Source organism: Mesorhizobium sp. BR115XR7A (assembly GCF_020165315.1).
GTDB classification, from domain to species: Bacteria; Pseudomonadota; Alphaproteobacteria; order Rhizobiales; family Rhizobiaceae; genus Mesorhizobium; species Mesorhizobium australicum.
On the sequence record NZ_JAIUHW010000019.1, the window covers coordinates 60,408 to 85,193 of the forward strand.

27 protein-coding genes are annotated in these 24,786 nt (G+C 62.2%); 9 read left to right on the top strand and 18 right to left on the bottom strand.

Going from position 1 to position 24,786, the window contains the following annotated elements; translation table 11 throughout:
• Positions 1-24 precede the first annotated feature (24 nt).
• Complete coding sequence (locus tag LB557_RS29245) at positions 25-855, bottom strand: cell envelope integrity EipB family protein (RefSeq protein WP_140616393.1); 831 nt, start codon at positions 853-855, stop codon at positions 25-27.
• Between the two features lie 138 nt (positions 856-993).
• Between LB557_RS29245 and LB557_RS29250 the strand changes: the two genes are divergently transcribed.
• The 4 genes from LB557_RS29250 to LB557_RS29265 all read left to right on the top strand — a co-directional run bounded on the left by LB557_RS29250 (position 994) and on the right by LB557_RS29265 (position 4,018).
• Positions 994-1,458: a RidA family protein gene (locus LB557_RS29250; protein WP_224643788.1), complete on the top strand. Its 465-nt coding sequence runs from the start codon at positions 994-996 to the stop codon at positions 1,456-1,458.
• A 14-nt stretch (positions 1,459-1,472) separates the two neighbouring features.
• On the top strand, positions 1,473-2,201 hold the full coding sequence (locus LB557_RS29255; RefSeq protein ID WP_015317773.1) for a glycerophosphodiester phosphodiesterase: 729 nt from the start codon (positions 1,473-1,475) through the stop codon (positions 2,199-2,201).
• A 55-nt stretch (positions 2,202-2,256) separates the two neighbouring features.
• The gene (locus tag LB557_RS29260) at positions 2,257-3,468 is read left to right on the top strand and encodes a GNAT family N-acetyltransferase (protein ID WP_224643789.1); all 1,212 of its coding nucleotides are present in this window, start codon (positions 2,257-2,259) and stop codon (positions 3,466-3,468) included.
• 115 nt (positions 3,469-3,583) lie between these two features.
• On the top strand, positions 3,584-4,018 hold the full coding sequence (locus LB557_RS29265) for an HIT family protein (RefSeq protein ID WP_224643790.1): 435 nt from the start codon (positions 3,584-3,586) through the stop codon (positions 4,016-4,018).
• Here the strand turns inward: LB557_RS29265 and LB557_RS29270 are convergent.
• From LB557_RS29270 to LB557_RS29290, 5 genes are all read right to left on the bottom strand, one after another.
• Positions 4,010-4,960, bottom strand: a complete 951-nt coding sequence (locus LB557_RS29270; protein WP_224643791.1) for a phosphatase PAP2 family protein — start codon at positions 4,958-4,960, stop codon at positions 4,010-4,012. The two genes, LB557_RS29265 and LB557_RS29270, sit on opposite strands and share 9 nt — an antisense overlap.
• Positions 4,961-5,052: 92 nt before the next feature.
• On the bottom strand, positions 5,053-5,688 hold the full coding sequence (locus LB557_RS29275) for a chloramphenicol phosphotransferase CPT family protein (protein WP_224643792.1): 636 nt from the start codon (positions 5,686-5,688) through the stop codon (positions 5,053-5,055).
• A gap of 61 nt (positions 5,689-5,749) precedes the next feature.
• Entirely contained in the window at positions 5,750-8,218 is a 2,469-nt protein-coding gene (gene clpA / locus LB557_RS29280; protein ID WP_015317768.1) for an ATP-dependent Clp protease ATP-binding subunit ClpA, read from the bottom strand.
• A gap of 6 nt (positions 8,219-8,224) precedes the next feature.
• A complete protein-coding gene (gene clpS / locus LB557_RS29285) occupies positions 8,225-8,554 on the bottom strand; it encodes an ATP-dependent Clp protease adapter ClpS (RefSeq protein ID WP_010909565.1) in 330 nt (109 codons plus the stop codon).
• Between the two features lie 255 nt (positions 8,555-8,809).
• Positions 8,810-9,139: a phasin family protein gene (locus tag LB557_RS29290; RefSeq protein ID WP_015317766.1), complete on the bottom strand. Its 330-nt coding sequence runs from the start codon at positions 9,137-9,139 to the stop codon at positions 8,810-8,812.
• 284 nt (positions 9,140-9,423) lie between these two features.
• Here LB557_RS29290 and LB557_RS29295 point away from each other — a divergent pair, with 284 nt between their 5' ends.
• Entirely contained in the window at positions 9,424-10,845 is a 1,422-nt protein-coding gene (locus LB557_RS29295) for an SPOR domain-containing protein (RefSeq protein WP_224643793.1), read from the top strand.
• 46 nt (positions 10,846-10,891) lie between these two features.
• On the opposite strand, the gene LB557_RS29300 is transcribed toward LB557_RS29295, so the two are convergent.
• The 3 genes from LB557_RS29300 to LB557_RS29310 form a co-directional block, all read right to left on the bottom strand.
• Positions 10,892-11,593: a DnaJ domain-containing protein gene (locus tag LB557_RS29300; RefSeq protein WP_140790163.1), complete on the bottom strand. Its 702-nt coding sequence runs from the start codon at positions 11,591-11,593 to the stop codon at positions 10,892-10,894.
• 272 nt (positions 11,594-11,865) lie between these two features.
• Positions 11,866-12,303, bottom strand: a complete 438-nt coding sequence (locus LB557_RS29305) for a DUF1489 family protein (protein ID WP_140616375.1) — start codon at positions 12,301-12,303, stop codon at positions 11,866-11,868.
• 76 nt (positions 12,304-12,379) lie between these two features.
• Positions 12,380-13,783 (bottom strand): L-serine ammonia-lyase, encoded by a 1,404-nt coding sequence (locus tag LB557_RS29310; RefSeq protein ID WP_224643794.1) that lies wholly within the window; start codon positions 13,781-13,783, stop codon positions 12,380-12,382.
• Positions 13,784-13,958: 175 nt separating this feature from the next.
• On the opposite strand from LB557_RS29310, the gene LB557_RS29315 reads away from it, so the two are divergent.
• Positions 13,959-14,675 carry a DUF599 domain-containing protein gene (locus tag LB557_RS29315; RefSeq protein WP_140718058.1) on the top strand — a complete coding sequence of 239 codons (717 nt, stop codon included), beginning with the start codon at positions 13,959-13,961 and terminating at the stop codon, positions 14,673-14,675.
• Here LB557_RS29315 and LB557_RS29320 read toward each other — a convergent pair.
• The 6 genes from LB557_RS29320 to LB557_RS29345 form a co-directional block, all read right to left on the bottom strand.
• The gene (locus LB557_RS29320) at positions 14,648-15,445 is read right to left on the bottom strand and encodes a YdcF family protein (protein WP_224643795.1); all 798 of its coding nucleotides are present in this window, start codon (positions 15,443-15,445) and stop codon (positions 14,648-14,650) included. The genes LB557_RS29315 and LB557_RS29320 overlap by 28 nt on opposite strands.
• Before the next feature lie 78 nt (positions 15,446-15,523).
• Positions 15,524-17,089, bottom strand: coding sequence for an amidase (locus LB557_RS29325; RefSeq protein ID WP_140616367.1), 1,566 nt, complete (start codon positions 17,087-17,089; stop codon positions 15,524-15,526).
• Positions 17,089-17,544, bottom strand: a complete 456-nt coding sequence (locus LB557_RS29330) for a GNAT family N-acetyltransferase (RefSeq protein WP_141906705.1) — start codon at positions 17,542-17,544, stop codon at positions 17,089-17,091. The genes LB557_RS29325 and LB557_RS29330 overlap by 1 nt, the downstream gene beginning before the upstream one ends.
• A 7-nt stretch (positions 17,545-17,551) precedes the next feature.
• Positions 17,552-17,839: an Asp-tRNA(Asn)/Glu-tRNA(Gln) amidotransferase subunit GatC gene (gatC, locus tag LB557_RS29335; RefSeq protein ID WP_015317757.1), complete on the bottom strand. Its 288-nt coding sequence runs from the start codon at positions 17,837-17,839 to the stop codon at positions 17,552-17,554.
• A gap of 87 nt (positions 17,840-17,926) precedes the next feature.
• Positions 17,927-18,343: a hypothetical protein gene (locus LB557_RS29340; RefSeq protein ID WP_140616363.1), complete on the bottom strand. Its 417-nt coding sequence runs from the start codon at positions 18,341-18,343 to the stop codon at positions 17,927-17,929.
• A 24-nt stretch (positions 18,344-18,367) separates the two neighbouring features.
• A complete protein-coding gene (locus LB557_RS29345; protein ID WP_224643796.1) occupies positions 18,368-19,075 on the bottom strand; it encodes a metal-dependent hydrolase in 708 nt (235 codons plus the stop codon).
• A gap of 124 nt (positions 19,076-19,199) precedes the next feature.
• On the opposite strand from LB557_RS29345, the gene ruvX reads away from it, so the two are divergent.
• Positions 19,200-19,706 carry a Holliday junction resolvase RuvX gene (gene ruvX / locus LB557_RS29350; protein WP_140790173.1) on the top strand — a complete coding sequence of 169 codons (507 nt, stop codon included), beginning with the start codon at positions 19,200-19,202 and terminating at the stop codon, positions 19,704-19,706.
• Here ruvX and LB557_RS29355 read toward each other — a convergent pair.
• The 3 genes from LB557_RS29355 to LB557_RS29365 all read right to left on the bottom strand — a co-directional run bounded on the left by LB557_RS29355 (position 19,624) and on the right by LB557_RS29365 (position 22,280).
• Positions 19,624-19,965 carry a DUF6105 family protein gene (locus tag LB557_RS29355; RefSeq protein ID WP_224643798.1) on the bottom strand — a complete coding sequence of 114 codons (342 nt, stop codon included), beginning with the start codon at positions 19,963-19,965 and terminating at the stop codon, positions 19,624-19,626. The two genes, ruvX and LB557_RS29355, sit on opposite strands and share 83 nt — an antisense overlap.
• Complete coding sequence (locus tag LB557_RS29360; RefSeq protein ID WP_015317752.1) at positions 19,965-20,513, bottom strand: hypothetical protein; 549 nt, start codon at positions 20,511-20,513, stop codon at positions 19,965-19,967. The genes LB557_RS29355 and LB557_RS29360 overlap by 1 nt, the downstream gene beginning before the upstream one ends.
• Before the next feature lie 138 nt (positions 20,514-20,651).
• A complete protein-coding gene (locus LB557_RS29365) occupies positions 20,652-22,280 on the bottom strand; it encodes a DNA alkylation response protein (protein ID WP_015317751.1) in 1,629 nt (542 codons plus the stop codon).
• A 218-nt stretch (positions 22,281-22,498) separates the two neighbouring features.
• Here LB557_RS29365 and LB557_RS29370 point away from each other — a divergent pair, with 218 nt between their 5' ends.
• Entirely contained in the window at positions 22,499-23,494 is a 996-nt protein-coding gene (locus tag LB557_RS29370) for an aspartate carbamoyltransferase catalytic subunit (protein WP_224644147.1), read from the top strand.
• Positions 23,491-24,777 carry a dihydroorotase gene (locus LB557_RS29375; protein ID WP_224644148.1) on the top strand — a complete coding sequence of 429 codons (1,287 nt, stop codon included), beginning with the start codon at positions 23,491-23,493 and terminating at the stop codon, positions 24,775-24,777. Before LB557_RS29370 ends, LB557_RS29375 begins: the two co-directional genes overlap by 4 nt.
• Positions 24,778-24,786: the final 9 nt, after the last annotated feature.

Genomic DNA, 24,786 nt, shown 5'->3' on the forward strand with positions numbered 1-24,786 from the left:
GGCCAGCTCAATTGCCCGACCCTGCTATTTCGATACTGGGCAAGGCTTTGTCTGGTCGAACAGCGACAGGTTGACCAGCTTGCCGGTCATCGAGAAGTCGCCATAGTCCATGACGAGATCACGGGTGATGCCGTTCTCGTGCAGCTTGAAGCTGATCCGGTATTCCGGCACTTCCTCGCCGTTCTGGGCGCTGTCGTCGAAATAGGCGATGTCGACCGGCCAGTATTTGTCGGTGGCAAGCTTCGCCAGTGCCGGCGCTTCCGGATCGGCCTTGTCGGCCTCGCTCTTCTTGCCGACGACGACGGTGGTCGTCATCACCTTGTTGGCGTCTTCCGAACCATCAAACAGGTTGGTCTGATAGAAGTTTTCGCCTTTTTCGGCCTTTCCGATCAGCTCGACCAGGTGCTGGGTCGGAAACTGGGTGGCGGCGAGTTCGAGACTGTTCTTCTCCGGCTTGTCGATATCGACCTTGAGGCCCTTCGCGTCTTTCGTGGCCATACCCTTGACCTCCTTGTCGAGGTTCTGGTCGACAAAGGATTTCGTCACGAACGAAAAGGTCTTGCCTTCGGCATCCTCGAAAGTCGTCGTCTGCTGGTCGGTCAGCTTCGTGTTGTCGTTGGTGGCGATCTGGGTGACGAAACGGAATTTCACCGTATAGCCTTCGCAGGCCGAGCCATTGAACTCGTAGACCATGCGGCCGGTGATGCCGGTGATGCCGGACCGATCATCCGCCTTCTTGAGCGTGAGATCATAGACGGCGCGATGCGCCTGCAGCGCCGGTGCGGCGACAGCGGAGCCTGTTGGCAAAAGCGCCGACAACAGAACGGCGTGGAATGCAAGGCGCGTCGCGCGCATGAGGTACTCCGATCGTCGCGGCTGATGGCAGGCCGCAGGGAAAGATGGTCCAGCTTAAAAAAAGTCGTGGCGGAAGCGAGGCAAAAATAGCAATTTCGGCCCCGCCAGCGCGGCGCCTTCCAGCAATAGGGAAAAGCAATGAGTGAAACAATCGAAAAGCGGCTAAGTGATCTCGGCGTGACGCTTCCCGTCGCCGCCGCACCCGCCGCCAACTACGTGCCCTATTGCAGGACCGGCAACCTGCTGTTCACCGCTGGTCAGTTGCCGCTCAAGGACGGCAAGCTGCAGGCAAGCGGCCTGCTCGGCCGCGACGTCGACACGGCAAGCGGCAAGGACGCGGCGAAATACTGCGCCATCAACATCCTGGCACAAGCCAAGGCGGCACTTGGCGACCTCGAGAAGATCCGTCGCCTGGTGAAGATCACCGTCTTCGTGGCCTCTGCCCCCGACTTCGTCGAGCAGCATCTGGTCGCCAACGGCGCCTCCGATTTCCTGGTTGCCGTGCTCGGCGAAAGCGGCAAGCACGCGCGCTCGGCCGTCGGCACCGCCTCCCTGCCGCTTAATGCCGCGGTGGAAATCGAAGCGATCTTCGAAGTCGAATGAGTGTAGGTGCTGACATGACCGACCTCTCCTGGCTGACGGCCCGGCCGGTTGCCCATCGCGGCTTTCACGACATGAACAAGACGCGCTGGGAAAACACGCTTTCCGCCTTCGCTGCCGCGGCCGAACGCGGCTACGCGATCGAATGCGACGTGCATCTGTCGTCGGACGGCATCCCCGTCGTGATCCATGACGACGATTTGCAACGGCTGACCGGGCAGGACGGTTTCGTCTGGCAACGCAGCGCGGCCGAACTTACCGCGCTCAAGGTTGGCGGCACGGCGGATCACGTGCCGACGTTGCAGGAAGCGCTCGACCTCGTCGATGGTCGCGTGCCGATGGTCGTCGAACTGAAAGGAACTCCCGGTCGCGACGAAGGCCTGGTGGCGCGCGTCGGCAAGATGCTCAAGCGCTACAAGGGCAAGGCGGCGATCATGTCATTCGATCACTGGCTGATCCGCGATTTCCCCAAACACGCGCCCGGCATTCCGGCTGGATTGACCGCCTATGGCAAGGACGCCAAGCTGATCGAAGCACATTTCGCCATGCTGGCGCACGAACTCGCCTTTACCTCCTATGCCGCAGGCGACTTGCCGAACCCGTTTGTCAGCTTCGTGCGCGAAAAGCTCAAAATGCCTGTCATCACCTGGACGGTGCATGATCAGCCCGCGATCGACCTGACCTTTAGATACGCCGACCAGATGACGTTCGAAGGGTTCGAACCCGACCTGGTCGAAGTCGCCTGAGCAGGGTGCCCGAAACGTGACTTGTAGCGGCCCGAATGGAGCTTAAATAAGCCTCATGGATCAGGGCGACGACGGCGACGGGCAAATGGCGAATGCGGACTATTCGATCCGCATCGCCGCCGGCATCGGTGCCTTTACCTGCGACGAATGGAACGGCTTTGCCGGAACCACGCGTGGCGACACGGAAGCTGGGTACAACCCGCTCGTTTCCTTCGCTTTTTTGAGCGCTCTGGAGGATTCCGGCTGTGCCGTGCGGCGCACCGGCTGGCAAGGTCATCACCTGCGGCTGGAGACCGCGCAAGGCAGGCTCCTCGGCGCCGTTCCCTGTTATCTCAAGTCGCACAGCCAGGGCGAATACGTGTTCGATCACGGCTGGTCGGATGCCTTCGAGCGCGCCGGCGGCCGTTACTATCCAAAACTGCAAAGTGCCGTGCCGTTCACCCCCGTCACCGGCCCTCGCCTGCTGGTCGGCAAAGGCGAGGATCAGGATGCGGTGAAGGCTGGGCTTGCGGCCGGTCTCAAAATGGTGGCCGACAAGCTCGGCGTCTCCTCTGCGCATGTCACCTTCGTGCAGGAGAGCGACGTCGCGACGCTGGAAGCCGCGGGCTTCCTGCATCGCACCGACCAGCAATTCCATTTCTTCAACGAAGGCTTTTCAACCTATGACGACTTTCTCGCCACGCTTGCCTCACGCAAACGCAAGGCGATGAAGAAGGAACGGCGCGAGGCGCTGGCCGATGGCATCTCGATCGACTGGCTGACCGGAAAGGACCTGACCGAAAAGGCCTGGGACGACTTCTTCGCCTTCTATATGGACACCGGCAGCCGCAAATGGGGCCGCCCCTACCTGAACCGCCAGTTCTTCTCGTTGATCGGCGAACGCATGGCGGACGACATCCTGCTGGTGATGGCCAAGCGCAACGGGCGCTATATTGCCGGCGCCATCAACTTCATCGGCTCCGACGCGCTCTACGGCCGCAACTGGGGCTGCATCGAGGATCACCCCTACCTGCATTTCGAGGTTTGCTATCACCAGGCCATCGACTTCGCCATCGAACGCAAGCTGAAGGTGGTCGAGGCCGGCGCGCAAGGCGAACACAAGCTGGCGCGCGGCTACCGGCCGGTGACCATGCATTCGGCCCACTACATTTCCCATCCTGGCCTGCGCAACGCGGTCGCCGACTATCTCAGGCGCGAGCGGCGCGAAGTGGAGCGGATGGGCGAATATCTGGAAGAGCACACGCCCTTCCGCAAATCCGATCCTTGAGGGCCGCTTCATCGCTCCCTTGTCGAAGCGGGCGTGTCGATCTCGCCCGATCGTCTTGCCGCTCGCGAGAGGCTTCGTTACACCGGATGGCGAGGCACAATCCGGAGCGTTCGCCATGGCCGAAACCGCCTATGACCCCGACAACATCTTCGCAAAGATCCTGCGTGGAGAAATTCCTTCGCACCGCGTTTACGAAGATGACGCCGTAGTGGCCTTCATGGACGTGATGCCGCAAGGACCGGGCCATACGCTGGTGGTGCCGAAAGCACCGTCGCGCAACTTGCTCGACGCCGATCCGTTGACCTTCGGCCCGCTTTTCACGGTTGTTCAGAAAGTGGCCCGAGCGGTCAAAAAAGCCTTCGACGCCGACGGTGTCACCATCATTCAATTCAACGAGCCTGCTTCGGGGCAGACTGTCTATCACCTCCACGTCCACGTCATTCCGCGTTTCGATGGCATCCCGCTGAAGCCGCATTCGGGCGAAATAGAGAAGCCTGAGGTGCTGGCTGAGAACGCCCGCCGGATAAAAGCGGCGTTGGCGTTATCCTGACGCCTGGCTTCCAGCGGTTGCCAGCACCTGCGGACTTCCGCGGAGATTGCGCAGTTGCGTATCGAAAACCATTAACCCGAGCCGCCAGGATATCAGCGTGATCGTCGTTCCACCGAACACATCCATCAGATTGTGCCCGCCTTGGATGAGGATCGCAGGCAACAAGGCGGCACTGATCAGGATCAATGCAAAACGCATCGGCCTGTAGGGCCAGATCGCGATCAGCGAAATCAGCGCCATGACGGTATGAAACGAAGGAAACCCAATGAGACCGGTTACTTTCAGGCTGGAAACATCCGGTACGCCCCTGGCGAACAGGCGATTCAATTCCGTGCCATAAGCCGAGCTTACGACCGGCCGGACAATACGGTCCACCTCCGGCGCCAGCGTCCAGTAGCCGGCGGCGCCGGCGGACGGGAACAGCGCCCAGCAGAATATGGTCGCCAGTGATGCTATTACTGTCCCCAATGCGGCCGCATGCAGGCGGCGCCGGTCGTTCGCCATGCCGAGGAAGAGAAACGTGAACAGCAACTGGGCCAGCGTCAGGTTGTAGATTTGCCGAAGCAAATCCGAGAGGCGGGGATATTGCGCAATCCAGGCGCAAAAGCCCGGCCAGGAATATCCCAGCCACGAATCCATTCGGACAAGCATGGCGTCGATCGGCTCTGATGGCCGCGGCAGCAACAGTATGTTGAAAAGGGCGGCAGGCACGGAATAGGCGATGAACAGCGCCAGAATGTGTGTGGTGAGGGCAATGCGCTCCGCCTTGCGGACCCGACGGTAGAACTGGCCGATGATTATCAAGAGAACGGCAAAATAAACAGAAGGAATATATCCGTCGAGCGAGACGACGGTTCCTTTCTCCCAAACAAGAAAGAGGCAAACCGCCACCAGCGCCAGGGTAGCCGCCAATATCGTGCGTTCTGCAGGGAGGAGAACCATTCGTCAAATCTGCACGAAGGTCGTTAATTCAGAATGAAAACACAACGGTCAGCCGGCTGAAATCCATTCCCATCGCCCGCCAGGACGCGTGATCAGAATGGTTTGGTCGTGGAGACAGCCGAAAGCTTCTCAAACGCCGTCGGATGCTCTGCATGTTGCCGCAGCCGTTTGCGGATCGCATCCGCGCATTGTGCAAGCGTCAGCAGTGACGTGTCGACTTCCAGATCGTATACGCCTGGCCGGTGCACCTCCTCTTGCCACAGGCGCACCGGCAACGGCACGGGATCGTCAGGCGAGCCGGTCACATACCCCCTCGCCGTCGCAGTGGCGGCACGCCTCTGCATGATGATTCCGATCGGGCAGCGGACACCCACAAATAGTACCGGAAGGCCGACGAGACGACGAGCACAGTCGGCAAGGCAATCAAAGGGCTTCGAATAGGCGTCGTGGTGACCAACATCCGCCACGACGTTCAGTCCCAGCCGGCTGTGGGCGGCGATCGACTCGTAGAGAGCGGCGTATAATTCCGGCACAAGGCCATCGAGGTCCGGACGCTCGCCGCCCGGCCGCAGTCCTATTCCAGGCCGGCATCGTGGCGGCGTGGCCTGCTCGAAAACATCCACGCCGAGATTCATCCAGACGCCATCGAAATGCTCCTGAATGGCCTGGACAGTGCTTGATTTTCCCGATCGCGGCGCGCCGTTCAGGATGATGATTTGCCCGACCATGGATCGCCTCTTCTCCAACGAAAAAAGCCCCGTTGCCGGGGCTTTTCGAGGGGGTGACTGTTCAGCCTTTTCTGGGCAGTTGCGGCACAAGGCTGCGCTTGCCGCCGTCCTTGCCCTTCGGCTCCGGCTTCTGCGCCACGGCCTTCTTTGCCGCGGACTTCTTGGCCACCGCCTTGGGCGGCTTCGGCGCGTCTTCGGGCTCTTCCTTCTTCGGCTTCACCGGCGCCTCGTCGGCGAGCGATTCGAGCTTCAGGCCGGTCTCGCCGGTTTCCTTCTTCTCGACGGTGACGCGCACCGTGCCGCCCTTCTTCAGCTTGCCGAACAGCACCTCGTCGGCCAGCGGCTTCTTGATGTGCTCCTGGATGACGCGGCCAAGCGGACGCGCGCCCATGCGTTCGTCATAACCCTTGTCGGCGAGCCAGGCGATCGCGTCCGGCGACAGGTCGAAGGTGACGCCGCGCTCGGAGAGCTGGGCTTCCAGCTGCATGACGAACTTCTGCACCACCTGATGGATCACCGGCACCGGCAGCGAGCCGAACGGGATGATCGCATCGAGACGGTTGCGGAATTCCGGCGTGAACAGTCGGTTGATCGCCTCGACATCGTCGCCTTCGCGCTTGGTCGAACCGAAACCGATCGCCGCGCGCTGCGCATCGGATGCGCCCGCATTGGTGGTCATGATCAGGATGACATTGCGGAAGTCGATCTGCTTGCCATTGTGGTCGGTCAGCTTGCCGTGGTCCATCACCTGCAACAGGATGTTGAACAGGTCCGGATGCGCCTTCTCGACCTCGTCGAGCAGCAGCACGCAGTGCGGATGCTGGTCGACACCGTCGGTCAATAGGCCGCCCTGGTCGAAACCGACATAGCCGGGAGGCGCGCCGATCAGCCGCGAGACGGTGTGGCGTTCCATATATTCCGACATGTCGAAGCGGATCAGTTCGACGCCGAGCGAGGCGGCCAACTGCTTGGCGACCTCCGTCTTGCCGACGCCGGTCGGGCCCGAGAACAGGTACGAGCCGATCGGCTTCTCCGGTTCGCGCAGGCCGGCCCGTGCCAGCTTGATCGCCGAGGTCAGCGCCGTAATAGCGGTGTCCTGGCCGTAGACGACGCGCTTGAGCTCAATGTCCAGGCCCTGCAGCACCTTCTCGTCATCGGCCGAAACCGTCTTCGGCGGGATACGCGCCATGGTGGCGATCGTCGCTTCGATCTCCTTGATGCCGATCGTCTTCTTGCGCTTGGCTTCCGGCACCAGCATCTGCGAGGCGCCGGTCTCGTCGATCACGTCGATCGCTTTGTCCGGCAGCTTGCGGTCGTTGATGTAGCGCGCCGACAGCTCCACCGAGGCCTTGATCGCCTCGTTGGTGAACTTCACCTTGTGAAATTCCTCATAATAGGGCTTCAAGCCCTTCATGATCTCGATGGCGTCCTCGACGGTCGGTTCGTTGACGTCGATCTTCTGGAAGCGCCGCACCAAGGCACGGTCCTTCTCGAAGAACTGGCGGAACTCCTTGTAGGTGGTCGAACCGATGCAGCGGATCGCACCGGAAGACAGCGCCGGCTTCAACAGGTTCGACGCATCCATGGCGCCGCCCGAAGTGGCGCCGGCGCCGATCACCGTATGGATTTCGTCTATGAACAGCACGGCACCCGGATAATCCTCGAGCTCCTTGACGACCTGCTTCAGCCGTTCCTCGAAATCGCCACGATAGCGCGTGCCGGCCAACAGCGTGCCCATGTCGAGCGCGAAGATGGTGGCATTGTGCAGCACTTCCGGCACGTCGCCCTCGACGATGCGCTTGGCCAGACCTTCGGCGATCGCCGTCTTGCCGACCCCGGGGTCACCGACATAGAGCGGGTTGTTCTTGGAACGGCGGCACAGCACCTGGATGGTGCGGTTGATCTCGCCTTCGCGGCCGATCAGCGGATCGATCTTGCCGGCCTTGGCCTTGTTGTTGAGGTTGACGCAATAAGCGGTCAGCGCGTCCTGCTGCTGCTTCTTCTTGCCGCCCTCCTCCTGTGGCTCGGCGCCGTTCGGGCCGCCCTGCTCGTCATCGGCACCGCGCGGGCTGCGGCTCTCCGACGCGCCCGGCCGCTTGGCGATGCCATGCGAGATGTAGTTGACCGCGTCGTAGCGGGTCATCTGCTGTTCCTGCAGGAAATAAGCGGCATGGCTTTCGCGCTCGGCGAAGATCGCCACGAGCACGTTGGCACCCGACACTTCCTCGCGACCCGATGACTGCACATGGATCACCGCGCGCTGGATGACGCGCTGGAAGCCGGCGGTCGGCTTGGAGTCCTCGTCGTAGCCGGTAACCAGATTGTCGAGCTCGGTATCGATATAGGTGAGAACGGTATGCTTCAGCTCGTCGAGATCGACGTTGCAGGCGCGCATGACGGCGGCCGCCTCGGTGTCGTCGATGAGCGCGAGCAGCAAATGTTCAAGGGTTGCATATTCATGGTGGCGCTCATTGGCGAGCGTCAGCGCCTGGTGAAGCGCCTTTTCCAGGCCTTGGGAGAAAGCCGGCATGTTACCTCACTTCTTCTCCATCACGCATTGCAGCGGATGCTGATTCTGTCGGGCGAAATCCATGACCTGAGACACTTTGGTCTCGGCCACCTCGAATGTATAGACCCCGCACTCGCCCACTCCATGATTGTGAACATGAAGCATGATGCGTGTGGCGGCTTCGCGGTCCTTCTGGAAAAAACGCTCCAGCACGTGAACCACGAACTCCATCGGAGTGTAGTCGTCGTTGAGGATGAGGACCCGGTAAAGGCTGGGCTTTTTGGTTTTGGTTTTGGTGCGCGTGATGACGGCCGTCCCGCGGCCGGCCTCATTGCCGTCGCCGCCGCCGTTTTGCATCCGCGCCACTTGTCTCGTGGCAGTCAAACCGATCGTCACGTAATCCTGCCTCTTTCGAATCCTCATGCGAGTTCAACATGTAGGTGTTCGATGGACGATTTTAAGCCCTTCTGGTTAGCTGACAATATGGCTAGGTGGCCAACTTGGCGGTTTTTCGCAATCGTGAAGCGCTGGCATGAAAAAACCCGGCCGCGTTTCCGCGGTCGGGTTTTGTCCCGCGCCCAAAGGGCCGGATTTTAATTCACGGGCGAAAAATTACTTTGCCTTGGCAACGATCGATTCGAACGGCTTGTAGGCCTCTTTGGCGAGTTCGGCATAGAGGTCGCCAATCTTGGTAGCCTCGGCGACGAACGCCTCGTAGGACTGCTTGGCATAGTCGGATTGAATCTCGATCGCCTTGTCCAGCGACTTGGCCGAGAACAGCTTCTCGCACGCGACGCTGCCGGCTTCGAAGCTCTTCTTGGTGTATTCGCCGGCCTCGGTGGCGATCGCCTGCGCGCCCTTGGACAAGGAGGCGAAGCTCTTCAATCCGGTGTCGGCGAACTCCTTGCCGTATTTGCTGAAGTCCTCATAGGTCTGGGTCATTTCGTACTCTCCCTGGACGGTTGACGCGCCCTGCCCCGAGCGCCGTTGTGCAATGCATAATATATATTGTGCAGCGCACAAAAGTCAAGAAGTCGGGGGCTCGCGACCCCGCGGGCAGCGGCAATGGCTAAAATTCGAATAAAGGAAGGCTCAAACCCCCAGAAAATGGTGAACGCGGCGGTTACCATAAACGGATTGGTAACGCTGCCCCGCTAGCTTGGCCAGAAGTGAGGCAGGATCCCTTTGCCGCCTCCAGCGCAACGAGAAATTCAAAGGAACTACCAGTGCGTCAGGCGTTGTCGGGCTTCGTTTCCAAATCCGCGTTCCCTCTTAAAACGATCATGATCTTCGCCATGGCGATGACCTTCGTCGTCGCGGACGTCGCCTCGTCGCTCGCGGCGAAATCCGCGGCCATCGTCGTCGATGCCAAAACCGGCAAGGTGCTGTACTCGGCTAATGCCGATGGCCGGCGCTATCCCGCTTCGCTGACCAAGATGATGACGCTCTATCTGACCTTCGAAGCGATGGCGAAGGGCAAGATCAGCAGAAACTCGCCAGTCGTGTTTTCGGCACATGCGTCAGCCGAGGCGCCGACCAAGCTCGGCGTGAAGCCTGGTGGATCGGTGGCGGTCGAGACCGCGATCCTGTCGATCGTGACGAAGTCGGCCAACGACTCGGCGACCGCGCTCGGCGAAATGCTCGGCGGCAACGAAACCAACTTCGCCCGCATGATGACGGCCAAGGCGCGGCAGCTCGGCATGAACGGCACGGTCTTCCGCAACGCCAACGGCCTGCCGGATCCGGGACAGTTCACCACCGCGCGCGACATGGCCACGCTCGGCATTGCGCTCAGGGAACATTTTCCCCAGTACTACGGCTATTTCGCGCAGCGATCCTTTCTCTACGGTCGCCAGCGCATCAATGGCCATAACCGTCTGCTCGGACGCATCAAGGGCGTCGACGGCATCAAGACCGGCTATACCCGCGCCTCCGGCTTCAATCTCGTCTCGTCCGTTAATGACGGCAACCGCCGCCTGGTCGCCGTTGTCATGGGCGGCACGTCGGGCGGCAGCCGAGACAACCAGATGGCAGGCCTGATCAACACCTATCTGCCGAGGGCCTCGACCCGCGGTGGCGGCGACCTCGTTGCCAAGGCGGACAGCAACCCCATCAGCGCACTTGCAAAGGTTCTCCTGCCCAAGCATGACGCGCCGACCCCTGATGAAAAGCCTGTGGCCGTGGCGGAAGCCGATACGGCCGTCGCCGACGACGCGACCGTTGCCCAGGGCGACAGCGAGGACGAGGATACAGCCGAGGCGGAGGCACCCAAGCTGGTTGTCCCGGCAAAGAAGGTAAAGACGGTCATCGTCTCCGCTCCCAAGGTCGCCACCGCCCAGGTCGTGGCCGCCTATGCCGAGCCCACCCCGGCCGTTGATCCGGTCAGCACCGCGTCGGTTCCGTCAGGCTGGGCCATCCAGGTTGCCTCCTCGCCGAAGCAGTCCGAAGCCCAGGCTTTCCTCGACAAGACCACCAAGCAGGCTCCCAAGGTGCTGGCCAACGCTTCCGGCTTCACCGTCGCTTTCGACAAGGACGGCGCCACCTACTACCGCGCTCGCTTCGGCGGCTTTGGGTCCAAGGATGCCGCCTGGAAGGCCTGCACCGCTTTGAAGAAGAAGAAAATCGAGTGCTACGCCGTCCAGCAATAGGACTGCGTGGAAGATATCTCCCGGAAAATTTTTGCGTCGAAGGAGACTAGTTGTGATTGGAGAGCAAGACGTCCTTGGCTTCGTTAATCCGCGCCGCCAGGAAAGACGTGCCGCCGACATCGGGGTGCAGGCGCTGCATCAGGCGGCGGTGCGCCTTGCGGACATCCGCCGCGGCGGCCCCCGCTTCAAGACCAAGGACCTTGTAGGCCTCCTCCTTAGTCATGGCGCCCGAACCTGGCGCAACACCCAGCCTTTCGCCACCATTCGTCTCAGCGTATTTGCGCCAGACGGGAAATCTGCCGTCAAGATACGTCTCTAGCAACTGCCGGCTCTCCGGATCGCCGGAGAGTTCGCGGTAGAGATGCTGCAATTGCGCAAGGGTCATCGAGCCAAGCATCTTGCCATCGTGGCGGCCGGCCAGAACCAGTCCTTCCAGGCCGCCAGTATTGTGATCGAGTTCCATCTCGAGTGCCGCCGTCCGCACCATTGAGCGTTTTCCAGCACCCGGTCTGGCCTTTGGCCCGCCCGTATGCGTGGCGCCGTACCAGGCGATTGCCACGAACAGGATGATGCCGCCGATGCCTTGGCGCCCGACCAGGAGCACGGCGCCACCCACCAGCGCCAGCAGGATCGGTCCCAATTTTCTCATTCCGCTTGCGAGTTGCGCCGGATCCGCGCGGAGAAATGCGGTGGCTACCCCTAGCAGCACCAGCAACAACGCGACCACAATGATAATTGCGCCTAACATTTCGCACCGCCCCGCAGGGGTCCTGTCCGCTCGGACAGCCGCGTGATGTCCTTCAACACTTTTCCTGCGCCAGAATCATGGCCTTTAACCGGGCCGGAAGGAGGACCATCATGCGAACTGATCCTCCAAAGCGCAGCGGCCTGTGTCGACAGTTCTTCATCGCGCATGGATTTCAAGATGTGGCGTCGTCGCGTCGCTTGCAAGTCCAGCGCGGGGCAAGATTGAGGGCCAGAAAACGCGGGCGCGGCAGCAGGCAATCCTTCACTCAAGCCTTAGAGCAGACCGAGATCGGCCAGCTCGCGCCTGAGTTTCGGCGGCATCTCGACCAATCCCGCCTTGCCCTTGCCGAGGTCGGCCGGGGCGTCCGCCGGCTTCAGGTAACGCCAGCCCTGGAAGGCGCGGCGCGGCTGCCAGTCGGTGCGCACCACCTCGGGATCGAGCATCAAATGGCAGCGGCCAATGCCGTCGTCATCGGTGAACGGCCGGATTTCCGTGATCAACTGGCGGCACTGCACGCTGCCCTTGATCACCCAATAGAGCGAACCGCCATCGGTGACCTCGTCGCCCCGTGTCGGCATCATGCGGGTGGTGTGCCAGTGTTCGGCTGGTTCGCCGGCACGGCGGCGCTCGTCAAGGCGGAAGGCGATCCACTCTTCGAGATCCTCGACACTGTCGCAACCGACGCAAAGCTTTAGGAGATTGAGAGCCATCGCCCAAGGTTAGTCCGGAGCGCCGGGACGTCAACGGCCTGACGGACTTCTCCACAGTGCCGGCTTGGGCCAGCCCTCAACACTCAACGACATTGACCGCCAGGCCGCCAAGGCTGGTTTCCTTGTACTTCTCGTTCATGTCGAGGCCGGTCTGGCGCATCGTCTCGATCGCCGCATCGAGTGGTACGAAATGCACGCCGTCGCCTTTGATGGCCAGTGACGCGGCCGTCACCGCCTTGACGGCGCCCAATGCGTTGCGCTCGATGCACGGCACCTGGACCAGCCCGCCGACCGGGTCGCAAGTCATGCCGAGATGATGTTCGAGCGCGATTTCGGCAGCATTCTCGACCTGCTCGGGCGTGCCGCCCATGACCGCGCACAGGCCGGCCGCAGCCATTGCCGAGGCGGAACCGACCTCGCCCTGGCAGCCTACCTCGGCGCCCGATATCGACGCATTGGACTTGATGATGCCGCCGACGGCCGCTGCCGTCAGCAGGAAGTCGCGAATGCTCGGCTGGTCGGCCTCGGGATGGAAATGCAGCCAGTAGCGCAGCACCGCCGGCAGCGTGCCGGCGGCACCATTGGTCGGCGCGGTGACGACACGCCCGCCGGCCGCATTCTCCTCGTTGACCGCCATCGCATAGATCGACAGCCAGTCATTGGCGAGCAGCGGGTTCGGCCGGTTCTGCTGCCACTGCTCCTGCAGCTTGTCATGGAGCTGCCTGGCGCGGCGGCGCACCTTCAGGCCGCCGGGCATGATGCCGTCCTGCGACAGGCCGCGGTCGATACAGCCCTTCATGGCGTCCCATATCGCGTCGAGGCCGGTGTCGAGCGCCTCGCGCGACATCTGCGTCTCCTCGTTGACGCGCTTCATTTCGGCAATGGAAAGGCCGCTCCTGGCCGCCATCTTCAGCATCTCGACAGCATTCTTGAAGGGATACGGCACTTTCTTGCCCTCGGTTGTGACCGAGCCCTTCGACTTCATCCGTTGCAGCTCTTCTTCCGAAACCACGAAGCCGCCGCCGATCGAATAGTAGATGCGCTTGAGCAGCAACCGGCCGCCGGCGTCGTAAGCGTAGAACGCCATGCCGTTGGCATGACCGGTGAGCGGCGTCTTGCGGTCCAGCACCAGATCGGTGGTCGGATCGAAATGGTAGGGAGGGTGGCCGGGCGGTGAAACCAGCTTGTCGGCGGTGATGCGGCTGACAATGTCGTCGGCTCGGTCGGGATCGACCGTTTGCGGCGTCTGGCCGGCAAGGCCGAGAATGACGGCACGGTCGCTGCCATGGCCGATGCCGGTATAGGCGAGCGAGCCATGCAGGCTGGCGCCGATGCGATCGACCTTGGCGCCGGCGGGATGCGGCCAGTCGTCGCCCGCGACCTCATCAAGGAAGCGGCGCGCAGCCGTCATCGGTCCCATCGTGTGCGAGCTCGAGGGGCCGATGCCGATCTTGAACAGGTCGAAAACCGAAAGGAACACGCTGTCTCCTGGGTCACGTCGAGGATTACATATAGGAATTCCCGGGATGTTTCCGCTCTTTTGACAATCGCGGCGCAGCACCTGCCGACCTTGTTTGCTCCGGCAGCGACATCGAGTGCAACGCGCCGTGCAAGGTCATCGAAGCAACCGGGCCAAATATGGTAGATTCGGCGCCATGGGCGATTCCTATCTTTCGACGGCCGATCTCGCGGCGCTGGGCTTTTTCCTCCTCGCATGGGTGCTGCACACGCTCGCCTCGGACGGCCACCTGGTCGGCCGCGTGTCGCTGACCACCGCCATGAATGCGCAACGCGAGGCCTGGATGCGCACCATGGCCGAGCGCGAGATCCGCATCGTCGACACCGCCATCATGAGCGGCCTGCAGCAGGGAACCGCCTTCTTCGCCTCCAGTTCGCTGATCGCGCTCGGCGGCTGCTTCGCCCTGCTTGGCGCGTCGGACCGGGTGCTTGAGGTGCTGAGCACCTTGCCCTTGGGCGGCGCGCCCTCGCGCTCGGCCTTTCAGATCAAGGTGCTGGGACTGGTGCTGATCCTGGCCTTTTCCTTCTTCAAATTCGGCTGGGCCTATAGGCTGTTCAACTACTGTTCGATCCTGATCGGCGCCGTGCCGATCCCGCATGGCGAGGCCTCGCGCAATCCCCTCACGCAAACGGCCGTGTGGCGTGCGACGCAAATGAACATGCTGGCCGGCAAGCATTTCAACTCGGGCCTGCGCGGCGTGTTCTTCTCGATCGGCTATCTCGGCTGGTTCGTCGATCCCCTGGTGTTCGTGCTGTCGACGCTTCTGCTGCTGGCCGTCCTGGTACGGCGGCAGTTCTTCTCCGCGGCGCGGCGCGCGGTGATCGGTCAGCCGCCGGGCGTCGGAAACGGCTGATCGATGCGGCCGGAAAGCCAATAGGCGAAAAGCCCGATCCATTCGCGAACCGCGATGGTCGTGTTCTGCAGTGAATCGGCCGCATTGTCGCGAAACAAGCCGATGCCTTCCCGATCCGAGGTGCGATAGTCGACCGGCCATTGGACAGTTGGAAAACCTGCCTTGTCGAACAGGGCCTTGGCGCGCGGCATGTGAAAGGCTGATGTCACCAAAAGCCATGTCTCGCCAGGTTTGGGCTTGACCAGTTCGCGGCTGAAGACCGCGTTCTCGTAAGTGTTGCGGGATTTGTATTCGAGGAGCAGCCGGTCGGCCGGGACACCCAGCGCCTCGAGCAGGCGCGGCGCGGTGTCGGCATCACCTTCGCCGTCGAAGAACAGTGAACCGTTTCCACCGGAGACCACCACTTTTGCCTGCGGGAAACGCCTGGCGAGGATCGCGGTCTCGACCATGCGATCGCCGCTGCTGTTCAATTCATAGCCGCCGCGCACAAGGTTGATAGCGCCCTCGAAGCCGCCGCCGAGCACGACGATGCCGTCTACCTTCTCCGGCAGCGGCGGCCTGGGAAAGCGTTCCTCCAGCGGATTGAGCATTATCGCTCCAAGTGACGTCCAGGCCGACAGCGCGAGGATCAGAAACGCCAGCACGCCGCCGCTGACGGCAAGTCGCCGCCGGCCGGCCATCCCGGCGAGCAGCCCTGCCAAAAGCAGGAAGATCGTCAGGTTGAGCGGCTGGATGAAGAACCAGAATATCTTGGAAAGATAGTAGAACATCGCTCACTCATTACAGCCCGCAAGGCTGACCAAAATCGATCGCGATTTTCAGGACCATGCGTCAGGCGAGCGATACCCTTACCACCACTTCTCCGGCTGGAATGTGCCGGCCGCCTGCTCGATGACGGCGGCGGTCTGGAACAGCGTCTCTTCCTCGAACGGCCTGCCGATCAATTGCAGGCCGAGCGGCAGCCCCTTGGGGTCGAGGCCGGCGGGCACTGCGATGCCGGGCAGGCCGGCCATGTTCACGGTGACCGTGAAAATATCGTTGAGGTACATCTTGACCGGATCGGCGGCCATGTCCTCGTCGGCAATGCCGAAGGCAGCGGACGGCGTCGCAGGTGTCAGGATGACATCGACGCCGGCGGCGAAGACATTTTCGAAGTCGCGCTTGATCAGGTTGCGCACCTTCTGAGCCTGCAGGTAGTAGGCGTCATAGTAGCCGGCCGACAGCACATAGGTGCCGATCATGATGCGGCGCTTGACCTCGCGGCCGAAGCCGGCGGCGCGGGTCTTCTCATACATCTCGACGATGTCCTTGCCCGGCACGCGCAAGCCGTAGCGGACGCCGTCATAGCGGGCGAGGTTGGAAGAAGCTTCCGCGGGCGCCACGATGTAATAGGCCGGCAGCGCGTATTTGGTGTGCGGCAGGGAGATGTCGACGATTTCGGCGCCGGCGTCCTTGAGCCAGGCAATGCCCTTCTGCCACAACGCCTCGATCTCTTCCGGCATGCCGTCGACACGGTATTCCTTGGGAATGCCGACTTTCATGCCCTTGATCGGCTTGCCGATCGCCGCCTCGTAGTCCGGCACCGGCCGGTTGACGGACGTGGTGTCCTTGGGATCGACCGACGCCATGGATTTCAGAAGAATGGCGGCGTCGCGCACGTCGCGGGCGATCGGTCCGGCCTGATCGAGCGACGAGGCGAAGGCGACGATGCCCCAGCGCGAGCAGCGGCCATAGGTCGGCTTGATGCCGACGGTCCCGGTGAACGCGGCTGGCTGGCGGATCGAACCGCCGGTGTCGGTGGCGGTTGCGCCTGCACACAGGAAAGCCGACACGGCGGTCGCCGAACCACCGGAAGAACCACCCGGCACCAACTGCGCATTGTCGAGGCTACGCTGGGTTTTCGTGCCACCTGCCGAGACGAAGCCGCCATCACCCTGATGCGTCGTCGGCATCACCACCGTATCGAGGCGCGAACGCCGCCACGGGTTGATGACCGGGCCGTAGTAGGAGGTCTCGTTGGACGAGCCCATGGCGAATTCGTCCATGTTGAGCTTGCCCAGCATGACCGCGCCGTCGGCCCACAGGTTGGACGTGACCGTTGATTCATAGCGCGGCTTGAAACCGTCGAGCACGTGGCTGCAGGCCTGGGTGTGGACGCCTTCGGTACCGAACAGGTCCTTGATCCCGAGCGGAATGCCTTCCAGCGCACCGCCCTCGCCCTTGAGCAGCCTGGCGTCCGACGTCTTGGCCATGTCGCGCGCCTTGTCGCCCGTCACCGCCACATAGGCATTGAGCGCCGGATTGGCGCGATCGATCGCCAAGAGATAGGCTTCGGTGATCTCGGTCGCGGTGATTTCCTTGGCGCGCAGCTTGGCGCGGGCCTGCGAAATCGTCAGATGGGTCAGGTCGCTCATCAAAGGCTCTTTTCGTAAAACACCGACCACTCGGAATCGGGATAATCCAGCACCGGGCCGCAGCGCGAGAACCCGGCGCGTTCATAGACGGCCCAGGCGGCGGGATGGCGATCGCCGGTCTCCAGCACCAGCCGCTTCAACCCTTCATCGCGCGCCAGCGCCTCGACCCGTTGGACGATTCCAGCGCCGATCTTGCGGCCACGATGCGAAGGCCTCGTGTACATACGCTTGACCTCGCCAATGGCATCGTCATGGCGCTTGAGTGCACCACAACCAATGGCGACGCCGTTGTCGCGAGCGATGAAAACCGTCGTGTCCTTGCCTGCCATCTGCTCGACCGTCAGGTGGTAGCAGTGCTCCGGCGGCGTCAGTTCGAGCAAGGTCGCGTTGAGTTCCGCGACCAGGCTGCGCACGTCGTCCTGCAGCGGCGTTTCGATGGCGATCTCGATAGCCATCGGTGCCTTACTCCACGACCTTCGGCACGAGGAAGAAATTCTCGTCGGTCGCGGGCGCGTTGGCGACGATGTCGGCCGCCTTGTTGCCGTCGGTGACGACATCGCCGCGCTTCTTCATTTCCATCGGCGTCACCGACGTCATTGGCTCGACGCCGGAAACATCGACCTCGTTCAACTGCTCGACGAAGCCCAGTATGGCATTCAACTCGCCGGTCATACGCTCGGCATCTTCCTCGCTCACCGCGATGCGGGCGAGATGCGCCACGCGCTTCACTGTCTTGACATCAACGGACATGTATTTGCCTCGGGGAAAACCAGTCCGGGCTATAGCGGCGCGGCGCGCGACGCGCAACATGTGCCGCCCGACAATCGGGCAACAACCTCATGGCAGGGCAATGCCCTCGCACAGATAGTAGCTGCCGCTGTTGCCGCTCGCCTCGCTTTCATCGTCGATCGGCCGGGCCGACACGAGATCGACCTGCGTCGGGTTCATCTGCGTCACCGACAGGACGTCAGGAAAGACATAGCCCGGCTCCTGGCAGATCGCCGTCACAGCCCAGCTCGGCGAGCGTGTCGCCTTGCTGACCTGAACGAATTCGCAATTGTATTCGACGCCTTGCAGGCCGTTCTTCGAAAGAACGATGTTGCCGGCATCGATCAGCGTCTGCAGCGTATCCTTTTTGGCCTGAGTACAGAGCTCCTCCGACTGGAGATAGACACCTTCGATGAAGTCATCCGCGGCAAGCGCGGGCGACGCCGCGACAAACATCGATACGCAAAGAGATCGCCCTAATGCCATGGATTTGTTCCGCTTTGGCTGTTTCTAGATGGTAATCATTTCACCAATCTTCGGCAATGCAAGCTTGACGCCAGATCCTTCCAGGCCGGCTTCAAACTTCTCGGGCGTCGGGTCAATCATTGGAAACGTGCCGAAATGACAAGGGACGACCGTTTCGAATTTGAAGAAGCGGCGGCAGGCAAGGGCCGCCACCGCACCGCCCATGGTGAAGCGATCGCCGATCGGAACGATGCCAATCTTTGGCTCGTGCAATTCATTGATCAGCGCCATGTCGGAAAAGATGTCGGTGTCGCCCATGTGGTAGAGCGTCTGGTCTTCCGGGAAATGCAGGACCAGCCCACCCGGATTGCCGAGATAGACGTTCTTGCCGCCCTCTTCGCCAAAGGAGGACGAATGCAGCGCCTGAACGAAAGTGGAGGTGAAACCGCCGCAATCGACCGTGCCGCCAATGTTGCCGGGATTGATCTTCTTGTCGCTGACGCCCCTGCCGACAAGGTAGATGCAGATCTCGAAATTGGCGACCAGTTGCGCGCCGCTCTTGCCGAGCACTTCCAGCGCGCCGCTGATGTGGTCGCTGTGCCCGTGCGTCAAAAGAACATGCGTGATCCCTTCGGCCGGTCCTTCCCACCCGCCCGTCCAGGACGGGTTGCCGATCAGATAGGGATCGATGAGGATTTTCGCGTCACCGGTTTCGATGCGGAAGGCCGAGTGGCCATACCAGGTCAGTTTCATGAATGCATTTCCTCGATTTTTCCCGAGCCAAAGGATAGAACGCCGATAGCCTTGAGATCAAAGGGTATAGTGTCCGCCGGGCATCCGAAAGGACGCGTGCTGTCGAAAAAAAGAGGGAAAACCGTTGACCGTCATCACGATTGAGCAATTGCCGGCACGGCTCGCCAACGGCAGGACCTTGGCGGGGCTCGATCTCGGCGACAAGACGATCGGCGTGGCGGTTTCCGATCGGGGGTTCTCCTTCGCTCATCCGCGTCCGGTCATCATGCGCAGGAAATTCTCGCTCGACGCCGCCGTCCTTCTGGCGTTGCTGACGAAAGAGAATGTCGGTGCGGTGGCGATCGGATTGCCGATCAACATGGATGGATCGGAAGGTCCGCGCGCACAGAAATCGCGCGCCTTCGTGCGCAACATGGCGCAGCTAAGCGACCTGCCCTTCGTGTTCTGGGATGAGCGGCTGTCGACTGTCGCGGCCGAACGGACGCTGATCGAGATGGACTTCTCGCGCGCCAAACGCGCCGGCAAGATCGATTCGGCGGCGGCCGCCTTTATTCTGCAGGGAGTTTTGGACCGGCTTCAGTCACTCGATGCAGCCGATCGAACGGGACCGGACCCGTCCAGCGACGCCTGACCCAGCCCAATATCTCGCGACGCCTGCGAAACACCCATATCGCCACGAGCAGCAAGCCATCGAACACGCAGGCTTTTGCCACCATGCCCGGGATGGTTGCGGGGTCGATGCCGAGCATCTGACCGTAGAGCTGGAACACGAAATCGTGCAGCTGCCGGCTGAGCATCACATAGCCGAAATTCATGTCGTTGAGCGACAGGTAGAACCAGCCCCAAAACAGCGCCATCGGCGCGGCCCACAACGCGAAGATGTAGCGCATCAGCGGCCTCCCTTCCCGTTCGGGCCGGTCCGTCCCGATATCATGGAGAGCAGCGAATTATGCGCCGCGGCTTTCGCCATGCTGTGCGCCGTGGCGTGGAAATCCTCCTCATCCAGCGCAGCTACCGAACGCCGTTCGGCAAGCATCGCGACATAGGAGACCAGAAGTGCGGCCAGTTGCACTGCGACCACCATGAACAGGCCGTTGATGCCTTGGGCCGCACCGCCGATCAGGATCATCGACATCACCCCGGAAGCGGAAATAAAGGCGATGCGAACGACGCTGTCGGCGCCGGGGCTGGACGCGTCGTTGATCAGCGTATCGACAAAGGCCCAGAAGAACAGCACCGCCACGACCAGCAACGCGATCGCCAGCGGAGCGACCACGACGATGTTCTCCAGATTGACAAACTGGGCGCTCTCGACGGTCACGCCGAGTACGCCGAGAGCCGCCGTCACACCTCGATTTCCATCGATACAGATCACCGCAAGCAGGGCAAAAACGATCGCCCAGTGCACGGACAGAAAGGAGGTCAGTACGTGTCGCATCGTGATTCCTGCTTCGACAGGATTGACAGTGGGCTTTGCGGTTCGCCGCCGCAACGGAAACCATTTGTTAAGGTTAACGGCGACGGCGAGGTCAGTGGGGATTCCGGCAACGCCGCTCAAACATGAAAGGCATCTCCGTCAATTCACCGGCGGATAGAGCGTATCGATGATCATGCGCGCGTCGTGGCGCGAATCGAGCATGCCGTAGGTATTGCGCCACTGGCCCGCGAGCCGCGTCTCGACGAAGGCATCGGCGATCCGCCCTGCCCCGAGCCGACGCAACTCGGCGGCCGCCGCAGAGAGCGCAAGCTGTTCCGTCAGCAGCCGGGCCGAGCCCTCGTCGGTCGAAGCGACCTGCATGGCCGCCTTCAGAACGCCGATCGTGCCGCGCCCGCCGGCGCCGAGGTCGCGATCGATGCCGGTCAATACTTCTTCGAAAAGCCCCGGCGCGCGGCCAAGCACGCGCAGCACGTCGAGCGCCATGACATTGCCCGACCCTTCCCAGATCGCGTTGACAGGCGCTTCGCGGTAATAACGGGCGAGCGGAGCTTCCTCGACATAGCCATTGCCGCCAAGGCACTCCATCGCCTCGTAAAGCAGCGGCGGCGCGATCTTGCAGACCCAGTATTTGACGACCGGCGTCATGGCGCGGGCGAACGCCGCCTCGCCGCGATCGCTCGCCGCCTCGTCGAAGGAACGCGCCAGCCGGAACGACAGGGCGGTCGCCGCGGCGACATCGAGCGCCATGTCGGCCAGCACGCGCTGCATCAACGGCTGCTCGATCAAGGTCGAACCGAACACTTGGCGATGGCGGGCATGATGGATCGCTTCGGCCAGCCCCGCCCGCATGATCGCCGAAGACGCCACCGCGCAGTCGAGCCGGGTCAGCGTCACCATGTCCATGATCGTCTTGACGCCGGCGCCGGGTTCGCCGACCATCTCCCCGATGGCGTTGACGAACTCAACCTCGGAAGACGCGTTCGAGCGATTGCCGAGCTTGTCCTTCAGCCGCTGGAAGCGAAAGCCGTTGCCAGACCCGTCGCCGAGCACGCGCGGCACCAGGAAGCAGGACAGTCCCTCCGGCGCCTGTGCCAGCACCAGGAAGGCGTCCGACATCGGCGCCGACATGAACCATTTATGTCCCGTCAGGCGGTAGAAGCCGCTGCCGACGCGTTCCGCCCGGGTCACATTGGCACGCACATCGGTGCCGCCCTGTTTCTCGGTCATGCCCATGCCGAGCGTCAGTCCGGTCTTTTCGACGGGCGGCTTTTGGCTCTGGTCGTATTTGCGCGTCGTCACGCGCGGCGCCCATTCGCGAAACAGTTTTGGGCTGGCCATCAATGCCGCCAGCGAGGCGCTGGTCATGGTGATGGGGCAAAGGTGTCCGGTCTCGAGTTCCGCCGTCAGATAGAAACGGGCGGCGCGCACCTGATGGCGGCGGCCGATCTCGGCGTCGCCATTTTCCCAGACCGAGGAGTGCAGGCCGTTGGCCACCGAGCGGCGCATCAAGGCGTGGTAGGCGGGATGGAATTCGACCAGGTCGATGCGCCGTCCCTGGCGATCATGCGTCCTGAGTTTCGGCGTCTCGACATTGGCAAGGCGCGCCAGTTCCTGGGCTTCTTGCGTCAGCACGAAACGGCCGAGTCCATCGAGATCCTTGCGCACCGGATCGGAAAAGCGCTCGGCAAGCTGGATCAGCAACGGATCGCCTCGCCAGGCGTTGCCGCCCGTCAGCGGCGGCGGCTGGTTCGTTACGTCGTCGGTCACGCCCAATCCTTCTAGCCGATCCTTCTGGAAAGGCCCTATTGTCGGAAAGCCTCGAATCCGAGGCCGTCGGCTTAGATATAGCCAAGCGTTGCTGCGCGCGCGACGAAAATACCGGCCGATCTGATCGGCTACCTACACGAAAAAATTGAGGAGAACGGCGTCAATCCAAAGCGGGTGCTTGCGGGCGCGAAATCCGCACCCTATAGCAGCCCCTTGAGATGACCGACGCTTCGTCCCTGCCACTCTACCCTCACCGCCATCTTCTGGGCATCAGCGATCTTTCGCCCGCCGACATCGAGCTTTTGCTCGACAGGGCGGATCGGGCGGTCGCGATCTCGCGCCAGTCCGAAAAAAAGACCTCGACGCTGCGCGGCCGCACCCAGATCAATCTCTTCTACGAAGCCTCGACCCGCACGCAATCCTCGTTCGAACTGGCCGGAAAGCGGCTTGGCGCCGATGTCATGAACATGTCGGTGGCGAGTTCCTCGGTAAAGAAGGGCGAAACGCTCATCGACACCGCGATGACACTCAACGCCATGCGGCCCGACATATTGATCATCCGCCATCAGTCGGCGGGCGCGGCGGCCCTCCTGGCGCAGAAGGTCGGCTGCTCGGTGGTCAATGCCGGCGACGGCGCCCATGAACACCCGACACAGGCGCTGCTCGACGCGCTCACCATCCGCCGCGCCAAGGGTGCGCTGTCGAAGCTGATCGTGGCGATCTGCGGCGACATCCTGCATTCGCGTGTGGCGCGCTCCAACATCATGCTGCTCAACGCACTCGGCGCACAAATACGGGTGGTGGCGCCCTCGACGCTGTTGCCCGCGGGCATCGACAGGATGGGCGTGATCGTCTGCCGCTCGATGGCGGAGGGCCTGAAGGACGCGGATGTGGTGATGATGTTGCGCTTGCAGCGCGAGCGCATGGAAGGAGCCTTCGTGCCATCGGTGCGCGAATATTTCCGCTATTTTGGTCTAGACGCCGAGAAACTGAAGGCCGCCAAGGACGACGCGCTTGTCATGCATCCTGGCCCGATGAACCGCGGTGTCGAGATCGCGTCCGAAATCGCCGACGGCCCGCAAAGCGTCATCCAGGAGCAGGTGGAAATGGGCGTCGCCGTGCGCATGGCGGTGATGGAAGCGCTGCTCGATCCCCGCCGAAATCAAGAGGGCCGAAATCAAGAGGGCCGTAGTCAAGAAGGCCGCGGCGCATGAGCATCACGGTCTTTGAACGCGCCCGCATCGTCGATCCGTCACGCGGCCTTGATGAAGTCGGCTCCGTCATAGTCGAAGGCAGGAAAATCGTTGCCGCGGGCAAGGCGGCGCTGAACCACGGCGTCCCCGACGGCGCTACGGCGATCGACTGCAGCGGCAAGGCGATCATCCCCGGCCTGATCGACGGCCGGGTCTTCATCGGCGAGCCCGGCGGCGAACATCGCGAAACCATCGCTTCAGCAAGTGTCGCCGCAGCGGCCGGCGGCGTCACGTCCATCGTGATGATGCCAGACACCGATCCGGTGATCGACAATGTGGCGCTGGTCGAATTCGTGCTGCGCACCGCCAAGGACACGGCCGTCGTCAATATCTTTCCGGCCGCCGCCATCACCAAGGGCCTCCACGGACGCGAAATGACGGAGTTCGGCCTGCTGCGCGAGGCGGGTGCGGTCGCCTTCACCGATGGCAGGCATACCATATCGAGCGCGCTGGTGATGCGTCGCGCGCTAACCTATGCGCGCGATTTCGGCGCCACCATCGTCCATGAAACGCAGGATGCCGATCTTGGGTCGTCGGGCGTCATGAACGAAGGCCTGTATGCCAGTTGGCTCGGCCTCTCCGGCATTCCACGTGAAGCCGAATCCATCCCGCTCGAGCGTGACCTCGCGCTGGCGCGGCTGACGCAAGGTTCGTACCACGCCGCGAAGATCTCGACGGCAATGGCGGCAAGCGCCGTGGCGCGTGCGAAGGCCGACGGCGCGGCAGTGACGTCTGGCGTGTCGATCCACAATCTGTCTCTCAATGAAAACGACGTTGGCGAGTACCGCACCTTCTTCCGCCTGACGCCGCCGCTGCGGGCCGAGGAGGACCGGTTGGCGATGATCGATGCGGTCAAGGACGGAACGGTCGATGTCATCGTCTCCTCGCACGATCCGCAGGACGTCGATACCAAGCGCCTGCCCTTCGCCGACGCCGCGGCCGGTGCCATTGGCCTCGAAACCCTGCTGGGCGCGGCCTTGCGCCTCTACCACAATGGCGACGTGCCCCTGCTCAGGCTGATCGAAACCTTGTCCACCGCGCCGGCGAGGCTGTTTGGATTGGCCGGCGGCACGCTGAAGCCAGGCGCCGTCGCCGATCTCGCGCTTGTCGACCTCGATGAACCCTGGGTAGTCAGCGAAAGCGGTATCCGCTCGCGCTCGAAAAACACCTGCTTCGAAGGCGCACGGCTGCAAGGCAAGGTCTTGCAAACGCTGGTGGCGGGCCGCACAATATTTTCTGCCTGAGCCGGCGGT